Below are 14433 nucleotides of genomic sequence, written 5' to 3'. Positions count from 1 at the left end.
CATCCGACGCCATCGTTGGCGACTCGGAGGACTGGTGGCGCTGTCCCTCGTGGGGGCGGGGCTGGGGCTTGCCCAACCGTTGCTGCTGCAACAGATGTTCGATGCCTTGACTTCCGGGTCAGTGCCGCTTCCTGCGGTGCTGATCCTGACTACGGTGGTTGTCGCTCAGGCGCTACTCGCCGGGGTGGAGTCGTATGCTCTTGCTCGCACCGCACACGACCTCATCCTCGAACTGCGGACACGCGTGTCGGCACGCATCGTTTCGTTGCCAATGAGTCGCGTGCAGCGGGTGCCACAGGGTGAGTTCCTCTCTCGAATGATCTCCGACACCGCCGCCTCATCATCCGTTCTGACGACGGGTGTATTCAAACTCCTCGCTGCGGTCGTCACCTTCGCGGTCGCGGCCGTCCTCATGGCCACCATCGACCCGATTCTGTTCGCTCTGTCGTTGGTGATCACCGTTGTTGCTACGGTGCTGTCCACCGTCATGGGGCGACTGGTGCGCTCAGCGTCCGGGAGAACTCAGGCGGCGACCGCGACGCTCGCAGGCAGCTTCGAACGCACGCTGACTGCGCTGCCGCTGATCCGAGCCTACGGAGTGGGCGGACAGCAGCTTGCCCTCATCGCAGCCGACGCTAGTGACGTCAGGACGAACGCAATCAAGGTGGCGCGGTTGGGTGCATACATGCAACCGGTCATGACCCTCGCCACCCAAGCACTCCTCATCGTCACGCTTGCTCTCGGTGGCGTCCGAGTCGCTGAGGGCAGCCTGTCACTCGGAGGGCTGATCGCGTTCATGATGTACCTCATGATGATGGTCGGACCGGTCTCTCAGGTCGGTTCGACGTTCGTGAGCATTCAGACGGGACTTGCGGCGATAGACCGCGTCGATGAAATCGTCTCCGCGCCGCAAGAGAGCGATCTCCTGTCGGATGGCACTCGCGCCGACTTGGGGTGCGCGGGTGAGGTGCTCGTCGAACTCGAGAGCGTTACTTTGGAGTATCCGCAAGCGTCGGCCGGGTCGGCGACTCGCATCGGGCCGCTCGATGTCACGATCCGTGACGGTGAGCACGTCGCTCTCGTGGGCCCGTCCGGGTCTGGGAAGTCCACCGTGTTCGCTCTTCTCGAGAGGTTCTACGAACCCAGCAGTGGCACCATACGGATGCGTGGAGTGCCGGCTCACGACGGCCCGCTCGGCGATTACCGAGCTCGTATGGCGTGGGTGCCGCAGAACTCGCCGCCGGTGGGAGGAACCGTTCGAGACAATCTCGACATCGAGCACCGCGGCCTTCCGGACAGTGCGCTCTTGCAGACGTTGGCGGACGTGGGGCTGTTCGCCAGCATAGGCGGGGAAGTCCTCGACCGACCTGTCGCAGTGTCAGGTAGCAACCTCTCAGGAGGTGAGCGGCAGCGGCTGGGTGTTGCCCGAGCGTTGCTCTCTGACCGAGAGATGCTGCTCCTTGACGAACCGACATCGAGCCTTGACGCCATCTCCGCCGAGGGACTGTCGTCGCTGCTGCGGGAGCGTGCGCAGGCGAAGACCATCGTTATGGCCTCCCACCGTCTGGCGGAGGTACGCGACTTCGACAAGATCATCGTGATGGAGCACGGACGCATCGTGGACGTCGGTGCGCACGACGAGCTCCTCGACAGATGCGAGCTCTACCGGACACTGTGCGCGCAGCAACACGTTCCTGCGTGAAGGCAACGTTCATGGCAGCATGAGCACACGACCCGGGGCTTAGCGTGGAAAGCGCCAAAAAACCCCCTTCTGCGAACCCTATTCCCGACTGGGATCGCGGATTTCATGAACCCTCCCACCAGTGGATGTGACACGAAGGCCCCCGAGGAATCGGGGGCCTTCGTCGTGTCCGGGGTCGCTCAGCCCGCGGGCTCCCGTCGTTCGCGGACGCGCTGTACCTCGAGGACGACGACCGCGATGCCGACCGCCGTGGCCGTCCCGAGCACGGTCACGACCGGGAGTGCTGCCGACGCGAGGACGACCGCCGCAGCGACGAGGAACAGTGCGGAGGCTCCGGTGGAGATCCGCCCGCGGAGGAGGACGAACCACACCGCGACCATGAACACGGTGACCGGCACCGTGAGCGAGAACGAGGCGTCGGTGGCGGTGAGTTGCTCACCGGCCTCGGTCAGGAGGTCGAGCTCCACCTCGATCCCCGCCGAGACGGCGCCGGCGGCGGCGAAGACGAAGTAGTGAGCGTACCCGAAGGTGAAGCCCTGCCGTGCTGACGTCAGTCGATCCGCCTGCTCGCGACTGAAGTACATCCACCACATGCCAGCGGCGAGGACGATCCCGGCGACGGCGAGGCCGACGAGGCCGTCGATGCGGCGGTCGGCGTTGGCAGCGTCGATGATGGCGTTCGCTGAACCGAGCAGGCTCTCACCGAGCAGGATCAGGGTGAAGAGGCCGTACCGTTCCGCGACGTGGTGGGGATGCCACGGCGTGCGGTGGACACGCTCGGCCCACACGGGCACCAGTACCTCGAGGAGCATCGCGGGCCAGAAGGTCCAGAACTGCCCCTCGACCGGCAGGGCCAGGCGTGCCACCCAGAGCACCTGCACCAGGCTGATGCCGATGGCGAACCGGAGGGCGACCGCCCGCTGCTCCGGGTCGGACAGCGCGAGCCGGAGCCACTGCGCCACCATCGCGAGGCGCATGATGACGTAGCCGACGGTGATGATCGCCCAATCACCTTCCACCATGGCGTCCTGCACGCCCGCCGCGAGCACGAGGACACCCGCCATCTGGACGATGGTCGTCAGTCGGTAGAGCCAGTCGTCGGTGTCGAACGCGGAGGCGAACCAGGTGAAGTTCATCCACGCCCACCAGATGGCGAAGAAGATCATCGCGTAGGAGACGGTCGTCTCCGCCGCGTGGCCCTCGACGATCCCGTGGTGGAGGTTCTGCGAGGCCTGCGAGACGGCCACGACGAAGACGAGATCGAAGAGCAGCTCCAACGGGCTCGCCACCCGGTGCCCCTCGCCGGGGTCGCGGCCGGTCATGCGGAGGAGGCCCAGTCGGTTCAGCATGGTCTCAGTGTGCCGCCTCACCGGATGCAAAGGGGACTTGACACCTTCGAAAGTGACAAGCACACTTGACGCATGTCAGGTTTCCTTGTCACTCCGGTCCTCGCCGTTGAGGTGCCCCGGTGAGGCCCGCGACCGGCGGACGCGAAGGTCACGGCCGCGAAGCCTTCCGGCGGCTCGCCGCGATCAGTGCCCGCGACGTGCTCAGGAATCCCCTGACCGGGGTGTCGATGTGGTTCATGACGGGCATCATCCTCGTGATCTACGTGTCGATGTGGCTGGCGTTCGTCGTGCTCGGTCCCGCTCCGGTCGCCTCCGTGGATGCTGCGGACCCCCGCATCGCGTCCGCCCTCGAACGGGCCGGCGTCCGCGTGGTCGCCGAGGACGCACCCGAGCGGAACACCGTCGTGACGGTCGTCGATGGTCGGGCGCTGGTCGTCCTCGACGCGTCCGACCAGGCCGCCTGGGATCCGATCTGGTTGGGCCTTCGCGACGCAGGCGTCCGCGCCGACGCCGTGACCGTGGTGGACGACGAGGGCGACGTCGAGCTCGACCCCCTGCAGGCGAACCTCGGGATCGTGGTCCTCGTCGGGGTCGCCAGCGTCGCGTTCATCGGGACGACCGTTCCCCTCGTCGCGATGCGGGAGCGCGGACTCCTCCGCCTGCTCGGGACGACACCGCTCCGGCGCTCGACCTTCCTGCTCGCGCAGCTCCCGCTCCGCGCGTTCGTCGCGGTCGGCGTCCTGCTCCTGACCGCCGGGATCGCGGTGTGGCGCCGGTACATCGACGGCCTCGACCTGCTGACCCTCGGGACGTCCTTCCTCCTCGGGACGACCATGCTGTTCGCCGTCGCGCTGGCGTTCGCCGCCCGATCGCGGAACGCCGAGGCGACCCAGCAGACGATGGTGATGGCGACCCTCGGACTCGTCTTCGCCTCGGGTGGGCTGCTCCCGCAGGTCATCCTGCCCACCGTGGTGCAGGTCGTCATGAACTGCCTGCCGACCACCTGGTTCGTGGCCGCCACCAGCGCCTCCCTGACCGGGGCCGAACCCTTCCTGCCCGTGCCGGCGCTGTGGGGGCTCATGGCCGTCGTCACCGTCGCCGCCGGGGCGCTCGCCGTCCGGCGGTTCGAGTGGGATCAGTCCGAACGCCGGCCGGGCACGACAGAGACATCCGACACATCCGACACACGAAGCGAGGTCACAGCATGAGAGCGAACACCGATCGGGGATCGACCCCGCAGGAGCGACGAGCGTCCCTGCGGTACCTGTGGGAGATCGCGGCCGGGGCCGTCGGCTTCCTCGTGACCTTCCTCTTCCTGCCGGAGCTCGTCCGGACCGAACCGGGCTCCGCCGCAGGCGTGGTCGTCGCGCTCGTCCCACTCGTCCCCGTGGTCTGGATCGCGGTCGCGCTGATCCGCCACGTCGGCCGTGTCGACGAGCTGCAACGCGGACTCCTGCTCCTGAGCCTCGCGATCGGGTTCGGCGCGGCGATGCTGATCAGCCTCGTGATCGTGTTCCTCTCGACCGCGGCGATCGTCGTGGATCAGCCCGAGTGGTGGGTGTTCATCGGCGGGATGGCGGTCTGGGGCGTCAGCATCGGCGTCCTCTCGTTCCGGGCGAACCGATGAAGAACGACGTCCGTGCGTTGCGCACCGAACGCGGATGGACCCAGGTGCAGTTCGCGGAGGCCCTCGGGGTCTCCCGGCAGACCGTGAACGCCCTCGAGACCGGCCGCTACGACCCGTCGCTGCCCCTGGCGTTCCGTGTCTCCGCCCTCCTCGCGCGCCCGATCGAGGAGATCTTCTTCCCGGGCGAACACGATGCCCCGCCGTCTGGAGGACGACGATGAACGACCACGCCAGAGCCGTCATCACCGTCGATCGGCTCAGCAAGCACTATGGAGACCGGACCGTCCTGCGCGACGTCTCCCTGAGCGTCCGGGAGGGCGAGGTGTTCGGACTCCTGGGGCCGAACGGTGCCGGGAAGACCACCACGCTGGAGACCATCGTCGGACTCCGGCGACCCAGCGCCGGAACCGTCCGGGTGCTCGACCACGACCCCGCGAGCGACCGCCGCTTCGTGACGGAGCGCCTGGCGGTGCAGCCGCAGGCCGCCACGCTGTTCCCGACGCTGACCGTCGCGGAGACGCTCGAGCTCTTCGCCTCGTTCCACGCCCGCGTCCGCCCGCCCGAGGACGTCCTGGACGAACTCGAGCTCGGCGACGCCCGCCGGGGGCGGGTGAAGCACCTCTCCGGCGGGCAGGAGCGGCGCCTGCTCATCGCCATCGCCCTGATCGGCGACCCCGAGATCGTGGTGCTCGACGAACCCTCCGCCGGACTCGACCCACAGGCTCGCCGCAACCTGTGGTCCATCATCCGGCGCCAGCAGGAACGTGGCACCACGATCCTGCTGTCGACGCATCACATGGACGAGGCCACGCAGGTCTGCGACCGGATCGCGGTGCTCGTGGACGGGTCGATCGCCGCCATGGGGGAGCCGGAGACACTGGTCCGGGAGCACGCCTCCACGGCGACCGTGACGTTCGAGATCCCCGATGCGACCACGGTCGCCGAGTTGCAATCCCACGACATCCCCGGTGCGATCACCGTGACGGCGAAGGGCGCGCTCAGCCTCGTCGAGGTCGTGACCGACGATCCCGACGCCGTCCTCCGCAGACTCACCTTCTCCACCGGCCTCCGGCCGCGGGGGTTCCGCGTCGCGCACGGCTCGCTGGAGGACCTCTTCATCGACCTCGCGAACCGCCCGCGATCCTCGGCCGAGGGCGAGCGGGCGCACGAGCGGTGAGCACGAGCACGATGCAGACGTTCCGGTCGCAGCTTCGGAGCTTCACCACGGCCCACGCGCGCGACCTCCTCCGGGACCCGAGCTCGGCCATCATCCTCGTGGCCAGCTTCCTCGGCTTGATCGGGTTGCTCTGGGGCGTCGACGTCATCGTGGCGGGAGCCGGTGGAGCCCCGGCCGGGGTACTCGAGCGCGGCCTGCCCCTGGTGGCGACGACCGGGCTCATGGCGGTCGCATTCATGCTCACCACGGTCCCGCTCGTCCGGCATCGCGGTACCAGCCTGCTGCGCGCCCTGTCGACGACGCCGGCGCGTCATGACGCGTACCTGCTCGGGCACCTGCCGATCCGCCTCGGCGTGGTCGTGGGGCAGACGGTCGTGATCGTCGCCCTCGCGGCCTGGACGTCGCCGGAGCGTCCGCTCGGCGACCTCGTGGCCGTCGCGGTCACGGTCCTGTTCGGCGGTGCCATGCTGCTCGGGCTCGGATACCTGCTCGCCACCCGGCTGTCGAACCCGGATGTCGCGATGCAGCTGGCGTACCTGCTGCCGATGCTCGCCCTCGTGACGTCCGGGGCGCTCTTCCCGCTCTCGGTCCTCCCCGAGTGGGCCGCTGGGATCTTCCGCGTCCTCCCCTCGACGTGGATCGTCGGCACGCTCGACGCGATCCTCTCGCAGACGCCGCCACCGGCACCGCTCGCGGTGATGTGGGGGCTCCTGGCGGCCTGCGCGCTCGTGGCGGGTCTCGCCGTCGGACGACTCCACCGCTGGGGTGGGCGCGAACGCCTGGCGTGATGCCGGCGGGTCAGGACCGTCGCGGTGGCGCCGTCGACTCGCGGACGATGAGCTGCGAATCCAGACTCGCGACCGACCGCGGGGCGGCACCGGCCATGGCGCGCACGAGGACCTCGACCGCGAGTGATCCGCAACGGTTGATGGCGAGTCGGACGGTCGTGAGCCCGGGCTGACGGATCGAGGCCATCTCGATGTCGTCCGTGCCGATGATGCTGAGGTCTTCCGGGCACCGCTTGCCCAGGGTCCTGACGCCGGATTCGATGCCGAGGGCGACGAGGTCGTTGTAGGCGACGACCGCGGTCGCACCGCTCGCGACGATCGTCGCCGCTGCGGCCAGGCCGCCCTGGATCGACGCCGCCTGGTGACCCAGGCGGGTGAACTCGATGTCGAGGACGGCGCACGCCGCGGCGACGGCGTCCCCACGACGCAGATCCGCCCAGGAGTGTTCGGGGCCGGCGGCGTAGGCGATGTGCCGGTGTCCGAGGGCTGCCAGGTGCTCGACCGCCTGCCGGGGACCGCTCTCCGTGTCCATCACCACGTACGGCAGACCCTCGATGATGCGGTTGACCACCACGACGGGGGTGTCGCCCACGAGCGCGCGGATCTCGTCGTCGGGGAGGCGGGGGGAGCAGAGGAGCATCCCGTTGAGCTTCCGCGCCAGTTCGAGCTGTTCGTGCTCCCGATGCAGGTCCTCATCGGTGTCGAACAACACCGGGCGGTGGCGTCCCTGCCAGGCCTGGGCGTGGACACCCTTCAGGAGTGTCGCGTACACGGGGCTCGCGACGTCGGGGACGATGACGCCGAAGGTCTTCTCCGTCGTCGCGCCGTTGGGGTTGGCGTACCCGAGGTCCGCCGCCGCGCTCAGGACCCGTTCCAGCGTCGCGTCGGCGAGTCGGTCCGGTTCGCCGAAGGCCCGCGATGCGGTGGCGATGGAGACGCCGGCGTGACGGGCGACATCGGTCAGGGTGGCGGTCACGGTTGATCCTTCGCGGGGTCTGGTCTACTCATGATGCGGCATGCCCGCGCCATGAAACTACTTGACAAACTTTGTACAAACCAATCAGAATCGCTTTCATGACGATCGATGCGGATCTCCGCCAGCCGATGCTGCAGCGCCCCGAGGCTACGCGATGACGGGCCCGATCGGGCGACTCGGTGCCGGTTCCGCCCCGCAGCCCGGACACCCCGTACCCTCCGCAGCCGGTGTCCTGCACCTCGGCCTCGGCAACTTCCATCGGGCCCACCAGGCCGTGTACACGGCTGCAGCATTGCGTGCCGGTGGTGACGACTGGGGCATCATCGGTGTCGCCTCACGCTCCCGCACGGTCGTCGACGCCATGCAGGCGCAGGACCTCCGCTACGCCGTCGCCGAGATCTCGCCCAGCGGGACGGCCATCACCGTGCCCGCCGTGCACACCGACGTCTTCGTCGCCGCAGCGGACCCCCAACGTGTCGTCGCCGGTCTCGCCGACGAGCGCATCCGGGTCGTGACGCTGACCGTGACGGAGCACGGGTACAGCACCTCACCGTCGACGGGCCTACTGGACCTCTCGGACCCGCTCATCGCCGCCGACCTGCGCGGCGGTGCACCCCGGACCACCATCGGCCAGCTCGCGCGCGGACTGCAGCGGCGCGCATCCGGAAACGGTGCCCCCGTGACGATCCTCAGCTGCGACAACCTCAGCGAGAACGGGGCCCGCACCGAGGCGCTCGTCCGGACCTTCCTCGGCGAACTGCCCGGCTCGGAGGGTGCGGAGGCGCTCGCCTACCTCGACAGTGCCGTCGCCTTCCCCTCCAGCATGGTCGACCGCATCGTGCCCGCCACGACCGCCCAGCTGCGCGACCTCGTATCGGCGCGCCTCGGCGTCCGTGACGAATCGCCCGTCTCCGCCGAACCGTTCACCATGTGGGCGATCGAGGACCGCTTCGCCGCCGCACGCCCCGCCTGGGAGGCCGGCGGGGCGGTGTTCACCGACGAGGTCGGCGCGTACGAGCAGATGAAGGTGCGGCTGCTGAACGGGACGCACTCCCTCATCGCCTACCTCGGCGCGCTCCGCGGGGCGGCCACGATCTCCGAGGCGATCGCCATGCCCGACGTGGAATCGGCTGCGCGGTCGATCCTCCACCACGAATACGAACCCTCGGTGCGATTCCCCGCCGGAGTCGACGTGGACACCTACGAAGCGCAGCTCTTCGAACGATGGGCGAACCACGCCCTCGGGCACCGCACCGCGCAGGTCGGCACCGACGGCTCGGTGAAACTCCGCCAGCGCATCCCGGAGCCCGCCCTCCGCAGCCTCGACAGCGGATCGACACCGCATCTCATCGCGCTCACCGTCGCGGCCTACCTGTCCTGCATCGCCCCGATGCCCGGGTTCGACCCCGGTCCGCACGCGCGGGCCATGGTCGACCCGGCCCGCGAGGAACTCGCCCGCCTCGCGGACGCCTCGACGGACGGCGCGCAGCTCGCCCACCGGGTCATCGCCGGCCTCCACCTCTTCGGACAGGAGCTCGCCGAGCGACCGGCGTTCATCGCCCGGGTCGGCGAGCTGATCGACACCATCGCGCGACACGGCGTCGACGCGGCGATCCAGGACAGCGTCGCCGCCACGGCCCGACCGACCACCACGACAGGAGCCCTCCGATGAAGACGCTCGCGATCCACGGCGCAGAGGACATCCGCTGGGAGGACACCGACACCCCGGAACCCCGCGACGGCGAGGTCCGCCTCCGGGTGCGGTACGTCGGCATCTGCGGATCCGACCTGCACTACTACTTCCACGGCGCGAACGGCGAGTACGTCATCCGCGAACCCCTCACGCCCGGCCACGAACTCTCCGCCGAGGTCGACGCGGACCCGTCCGGTCAGCTCGCCCCCGGCACCCGGGTCACCGTGCACCCCGCCCGCTACGGCCCCAGCCTGCCCGGGCTCGAGGACCGCCCACACCTGCGACCGGGCGGCGACTACCTCGGCAGCGCCGCAGCGGACCCGCACCGACAGGGTGGCGCAGCGGAGTACCTGATCGTCGAACGGTCGATGCTGCGCGTCCTGCCCGAAGCGCTCCCGCTCCAGCGCGCGGCGCTCGCCGAACCCCTGGCCGTGGCCATGCACGCGGTCGGACTCGCCGGGGACCTCCGCGGCGCCCGGGTCCTCGTCCTCGGTGCCGGCCCCATCGGCCTGCTCGTGATCGCCGCCGCCGTGCGTGCCGGAGCGACCGCGGTCACGGCGAGCGACATGCGGGAGGAGGCCCTCCACCGCGCCGCCACGGTCGGGGCGGAGACGCTCCTCCTCGTGGGACGCGACCCCGTCGCCGACGAGTCCGCCGACGTCGTCTTCGAATGCTCCGGTGCGCCCGTCGCCCTCACCCAGGCGGTCCGCGCGGCGAAGCGAGCCGGAACGATCGTCCAGGTCGGCATGCTCCCCGACGCCGCCAGTCCGATCAACCTCGCGCCGATGCTCGCCAAGGAACTCACCATCCGCGGTGCGTTCCGGTTCTCGACCGAGATCGACGAGGCGATCGCCTTCCTCGCCGAGAGCGACCTCCTCGACCGTGTCGTGACCCACGTCCTCCCCGCCGAGGAGGCGGTCGACGCGTTCGCCGTCGCCCGCGACTCCTCCCGTTCCGCGAAGGTGCTCCTCGCCTTCTGAGTCGCACCCCACCGCTCCACCTCCACTCCCGCTTCATCCCGTAGGTCCGAAGGAGTACCTCATGTCAGACCCGAAATCAGCAGTCGCCACCGGCGACCCGACCGCGAACCGTTCCGTCCGCGACCTCGTCCGGGCGGCCATCTCCGGCTGGCTCGGCACCGCGCTCGAGTTCATGGACTACCAGCTCTACTCGCTGGCCGCCGCGCTCGTGTTCGCCGACCTCTTCTTCTCCAACGAGGACCCGGCCATGGCCGTCGTCGCCGCGATGGCGACCTACGGTGTCGGCTACGTCGCCCGCCCGGTCGGTGCCTTCTTCTTCGCCCGGCTCGGTGACAAGACCGGCCGGACGAAGGTCCTCTTCTACACGATCCTGCTCATGGGGCTGTCGACGACGCTCATCGGCTTCCTGCCCACCTACTCGCAGGTGGGGCTCCTCGCGCCGATCCTGCTGGTGCTCCTGCGGATCGCGCAGGGCTTCGGAGCGGGCGCGGAGATCTCGGGTGCCGGCGTCATGCTCGCCGAATACGCTCCGGCGAAGCGACGCGGCATCATCGCCTCGCTCGTCGCACTCGGGACCAACTGCGGCACCCTCCTCGCCTCGGCACTGTGGGCCGGCCTGCTCCTCGCGTACAGCGAGGACGAGGTCATCGCCTGGGCCTGGCGCATCCCCTTCATCGGCAGCGTCGTGATCATGCTGTTCGCGGTCTGGGTCCGCTTCAACCTCAAGGAGAGCCCGGTCTTCGAGGAGCGTGACGACGTCGTCGACGGCAAGGCGCTCACCAAGCAGGAGACGATCGCCCTCGCGACCGAGACCGGCAACCTCCGTACCCTCGAGGCGATGAACCGCAAGCCGATCAAGGCGTTCGCCATCGCGCTCCTCCTGCGCTTCGGACAGGCGGGCAACTCGGGACTCGTGCAGACGTACCTCATCAGCTACATCACCGTCGTCCTGCTGCTCGACCGGTCGATCGGCGTGAACGCCGTCATCGTCTCCTCGCTCGTCGCCTTCATCACCGTGCCGCTCTCCGGCTGGCTCGGTGACCGCTACGGACGGAAGCGCATGTACATGGTGTGGGCGATCATCGCGCTCATCGTCATCGTCCCGACCATGCTCATGATCCACAGCAAGGAGACCGCCCTCGTGTTCGTCGGCTACGTCGTCCTGCACAACCTGGCCGTGATGAGCTTCGCGTCGCTCGAGAACCTGACCCTGCCGGAACTCTTCGGTGCTCGGAACCGCTACACCTACACGGCGATGGCCCGGGAGATCGCGGCGATCGTCGCGACCGGCGCCGGCCCCGTCATCGCCGCCGCGTGGGTGTCCGCCGCCACCGGCTCCTTCATCCCGATCATCATCATGCTCGGCGTCTTCACCCTCTGCGCGCTGATCGCGTCCATCTGGATGCCGGAGGTCGCCGGTCGGGACCTCACCGACCCGCGCGACGCCATCTGAGCCGCCTCGACCTCCTCGAAAGGAACCCCATGAGCATCGAACGCGCTGACGTCATCGTCACGAGTCCCGGCCGGAACTTCGTCACCCTGAAGATCACCACCAGTGACGGGGTGGTCGGCTGGGGCGACGCGACCCTCAACGGGCGCGAGCTCGCCGTCGCGTCGTATCTCGGCGACCACGTCGCGTCGATGCTGATCGGGCGCGACGAGGACCGCATCGAGGACACCTGGCAGTACCTGTACCGCGGGCCGTACTGGCGTCGTGGGCCGGTCACGATGGCGGCCATCGCGGCGGTCGACATGGCCCTCTGGGACATCAAGGCGAAGAAGGCCGGCGTGCCGCTGTACCAGTTGCTCGGCGGGGCGAGCCGGTCGGGCATCCGGGCGTACGCCCACGCCTCCGGCACGGACTATCAGGCGCTCGCGAACGCGATCACCGGCTACCAGGAGCTCGGCTTCACCGCCGTGCGCGTGCAGACCGGCGTCCCGGGCCTCGGGCAGGTCTACGGGGTGTCCGCCTCAGGTCCGGGTGTCCGCTACGACTACGAGCCGGCGAAGCGTGCGTCCGACGGCTCGGCGGCGACGGCGCCCACCGAGGAGTCCTGGGACACCGCCGGGTACCTCGCGCACATGCCGGGCGTGTTCGAGCGGATCCGCGAGGACTTCGGGACGGGCCTCCGGATCCTGCACGACGGACACCACCGCATGTCGCCGATCGAGGCCGCACGGTTCGCGAAGGACATCGAGCCGTACAAGCTCTTCTGGCTCGAGGACTGCACCCCGGGGGAGGACCAGACCGCCCTGCGACTCGTCCGCCAGCACTCGACCACGCCGTTGGCGATCGGTGAGGTCTTCAACTCGGTGTACGACTACCAGACCCTCATCACCGAGCGCCTCATCGACTACGTGCGTTCGGCGGTGACGCACACCGGCGGCATCACGGCGATGAAGAAGCTGCTCGACTTCGCGGCGATCTACGGGATCCGGTCCGGCATCCACGGCCCCACCGACATCTCACCCATCGGGATGGCCGCGGCCCTGCACCTCGACCTCGCGATCCACAACTTCGGGATCCAGGAGTACATGCCGCACAACGAGCAGACCCTCGAGGTGTTCCGGACGTCGTTCACCTTCGACGATGGCTTCCTCCACCCCGGCGAGCAGCCCGGCCTCGGCGTCGAACTCGACGAGGAGGCGGCCGCGGCGTTCGAGTACACGAAGGCGTACCTCCCGGTGAACCGGCTGACGGACGGTACCGTCCACGACTGGTGACGGCTGTCGGTGCCGCCGCCGGATCCCCGGCGCGCGGCCGACGATAGGGTGAGGACCCGTGACGGCCGCCCTTCCCCCTGAGCACCGCGAGACGACGCCTCGCGGGGTCCTCGTCTCCGTCGTCGCCTCGTTCCTGTTCGCGGCGCTGTTCTTCCTGCCGCCGCTGCTGGAGCCGTTCGAGGCGAACGAGATCTTCGCCTGGCGGGTGATCGCCACGGTGCCGGTGCTCGCCGCGCTCGTCGGGGTGTTCGGCTGGTGGCGGGACGTCCGCGACATCGCGCTCCGTCTCGCTCGTCGCCCGCTCCTCGTCCTGGTGATCGTGCTCGACGGGCTCCTGCTGTCGGTGCAGCTGTGGTTGTTCGGGTGGGCACCGCAGACCGGTCACGGACTCGAGCTCGCGCTCGGGTACCTGCTGATGCCGCTGGCGATGGTCGTGGTCGGCGTCGTCCTGCACCGGGAACGCCTCGCCCCACTGCGCATCGCCGCGGTGGCCGCTGCGGCCGTCGGGGTCACTGCGGCGATCGTGGTCGCCGGCGGACTCTCGTGGGCGACCGTCGCCGTCGCGCTCGGCTACCCGGTGTACTTCGCGATCCGTCGCCGGGCCGGGCTCGACTCCATCGGCGCGTTCTGCTTCGAGCTGCTCGTCCTGGTGCCCGTCGCGGTCGTGCTCGCCCTGCAGCCGTCGTCGCTCGATGTGCTGGCCGCGCACCCGCAGCTGGGGTGGGGGATCCTCCTGCTCGGCGTGATCGGCGGCGTCGCCCTCGTGCTCTACCTCGTCGCGAGCCGCCTGCTGTCGTTCGGCGTCTTCGGGCTGCTCAGCTACCTGGAACCGGTGCTGCTGGTGCTCGTCGCGGTGCTGCTCCTCGGGGAGTCGCTGACGCTCACCGACGTCTTCGTCTACGGGCCGATCGTGCTCGCCCTCGTGCTGCTGGGCCTCGAGACCGTGCGCCGCCCGAGCCGCTGAGGGCAGGCCCGCCATCGGCGCGTCGCCGCGAACCTGGGAAGTCAAGCCTGCAGTCGCCTTCCACCGGGACACCTAGCCTGAGGGCATGGTTACGAAGCATGCTCCAGCAGTGTCGCTCGAGTCGCCGTTCCCACGTGTCGAGGACTCGGCCGAGCGTCATCATGTCGTCCCGATCGGAACCCGCCAGTGGCGGATCTCGAACGACGCCGACCCGTCATCGCCCGAATGTCGTCTCGCCTACGTGGAGGCGCAGGGCACCGGGTACGACGTCCTCATCGTGGCGCCCAGCCCGCCCGAATGGCTGCACGTCGACACCTTCGACGAGGCGAAGCGGGCCGCCGTCCGGCGCCCGACACTCCTGCTCTGACTCGCTCCACCACGTTCATTCGCCCATGTTTGGGCGACCGAGTGCTCATTCGCCCAACAATGGGCGAATGAAGGGGATGCGCGAGT

At 69.3% G+C, this 14433-nt stretch carries 14 protein-coding genes; 12 read left to right on the top strand and 2 right to left on the bottom strand.

Translation table 11 applies throughout. The features are described 5' to 3' along the window. The first annotated feature begins 34 nt into the window (after window positions 1-34). A complete protein-coding gene (locus ASE44_RS13020; RefSeq protein WP_056780469.1) occupies window positions 35-1702 on the top strand; it encodes an ABC transporter ATP-binding protein in 1668 nt (555 codons plus the stop codon). Window positions 1703-1881: 179 nt separating this feature from the next. Here the strand turns inward: ASE44_RS13020 and ASE44_RS13015 are convergent, their stop codons facing one another. Then, window positions 1882-3051 carry a low temperature requirement protein A gene (locus tag ASE44_RS13015; RefSeq protein WP_235522604.1) on the bottom strand — a complete coding sequence of 390 codons (1170 nt, stop codon included), beginning with the start codon at window positions 3049-3051 and terminating at the stop codon, window positions 1882-1884. 119 nt (window positions 3052-3170) lie between these two features. On the opposite strand from ASE44_RS13015, the gene ASE44_RS13010 reads away from it, so the two are divergent. The 5 genes from ASE44_RS13010 to ASE44_RS12990 are packed head-to-tail and all read left to right on the top strand — an operon-like array spanning window position 3171 to window position 6643. Further along, complete coding sequence (locus tag ASE44_RS13010) at window positions 3171-4259, top strand: ABC transporter permease (RefSeq protein ID WP_056780467.1); 1089 nt, start codon at window positions 3171-3173, stop codon at window positions 4257-4259. Beyond that, window positions 4256-4678: a hypothetical protein gene (locus tag ASE44_RS13005; RefSeq protein ID WP_056780465.1), complete on the top strand. Its 423-nt coding sequence runs from the start codon at window positions 4256-4258 to the stop codon at window positions 4676-4678. Before ASE44_RS13010 ends, ASE44_RS13005 begins: the two co-directional genes overlap by 4 nt. After that, window positions 4675-4899, top strand: coding sequence for a helix-turn-helix transcriptional regulator (locus ASE44_RS13000; protein ID WP_056010156.1), 225 nt, complete (start codon window positions 4675-4677; stop codon window positions 4897-4899). The genes ASE44_RS13005 and ASE44_RS13000 overlap by 4 nt, the downstream gene beginning before the upstream one ends. Continuing rightward, a complete protein-coding gene (locus tag ASE44_RS12995; RefSeq protein ID WP_056010153.1) occupies window positions 4896-5855 on the top strand; it encodes an ABC transporter ATP-binding protein in 960 nt (319 codons plus the stop codon). Before ASE44_RS13000 ends, ASE44_RS12995 begins: the two co-directional genes overlap by 4 nt. Continuing rightward, window positions 5852-6643, top strand: coding sequence for an ABC transporter permease (locus ASE44_RS12990; RefSeq protein WP_056780462.1), 792 nt, complete (start codon window positions 5852-5854; stop codon window positions 6641-6643). The genes ASE44_RS12995 and ASE44_RS12990 overlap by 4 nt, the downstream gene beginning before the upstream one ends. Before the next feature lie 10 nt (window positions 6644-6653). On the opposite strand, the gene ASE44_RS12985 is transcribed toward ASE44_RS12990, so the two are convergent. Beyond that, entirely contained in the window at window positions 6654-7619 is a 966-nt protein-coding gene (locus ASE44_RS12985) for a LacI family DNA-binding transcriptional regulator (protein WP_056780459.1), read from the bottom strand. Window positions 7620-7773: 154 nt separating this feature from the next. Between ASE44_RS12985 and ASE44_RS12980 the strand changes: the two genes are divergently transcribed. From ASE44_RS12980 to ASE44_RS12955, 6 genes are all read left to right on the top strand, one after another. Then, the gene (locus tag ASE44_RS12980; RefSeq protein ID WP_056780457.1) at window positions 7774-9291 is read left to right on the top strand and encodes a mannitol dehydrogenase family protein; all 1518 of its coding nucleotides are present in this window, start codon (window positions 7774-7776) and stop codon (window positions 9289-9291) included. Beyond that, window positions 9288-10292 (top strand): L-idonate 5-dehydrogenase, encoded by a 1005-nt coding sequence (locus tag ASE44_RS12975; protein ID WP_056780455.1) that lies wholly within the window; start codon window positions 9288-9290, stop codon window positions 10290-10292. Before ASE44_RS12980 ends, ASE44_RS12975 begins: the two co-directional genes overlap by 4 nt. A gap of 61 nt (window positions 10293-10353) precedes the next feature. Further along, the gene (locus tag ASE44_RS12970; RefSeq protein WP_056780452.1) at window positions 10354-11745 is read left to right on the top strand and encodes an MFS transporter; all 1392 of its coding nucleotides are present in this window, start codon (window positions 10354-10356) and stop codon (window positions 11743-11745) included. Window positions 11746-11774: 29 nt separating this feature from the next. Beyond that, window positions 11775-13016, top strand: coding sequence for a D-mannonate dehydratase ManD (gene manD / locus ASE44_RS12965; RefSeq protein WP_056780450.1), 1242 nt, complete (start codon window positions 11775-11777; stop codon window positions 13014-13016). 58 nt (window positions 13017-13074) lie between these two features. Beyond that, window positions 13075-13980, top strand: a complete 906-nt coding sequence (gene rarD, locus ASE44_RS12960; protein ID WP_056780447.1) for an EamA family transporter RarD — start codon at window positions 13075-13077, stop codon at window positions 13978-13980. Window positions 13981-14065: 85 nt separating this feature from the next. Next, the gene (locus tag ASE44_RS12955) at window positions 14066-14347 is read left to right on the top strand and encodes a hypothetical protein (protein ID WP_157579939.1); all 282 of its coding nucleotides are present in this window, start codon (window positions 14066-14068) and stop codon (window positions 14345-14347) included. The last annotated feature ends 86 nt before the right edge of the window (window positions 14348-14433 follow it).

Origin of the sequence: Plantibacter sp. Leaf1 (assembly GCF_001421315.1) — a bacterium.
Taxonomy (GTDB): Bacteria; Actinomycetota; Actinomycetes; order Actinomycetales; family Microbacteriaceae; genus Plantibacter.
The sequence above is the reverse complement of the archived record's forward strand: the minus strand, read 5'-3'. Positions and strand labels throughout refer to the sequence as shown.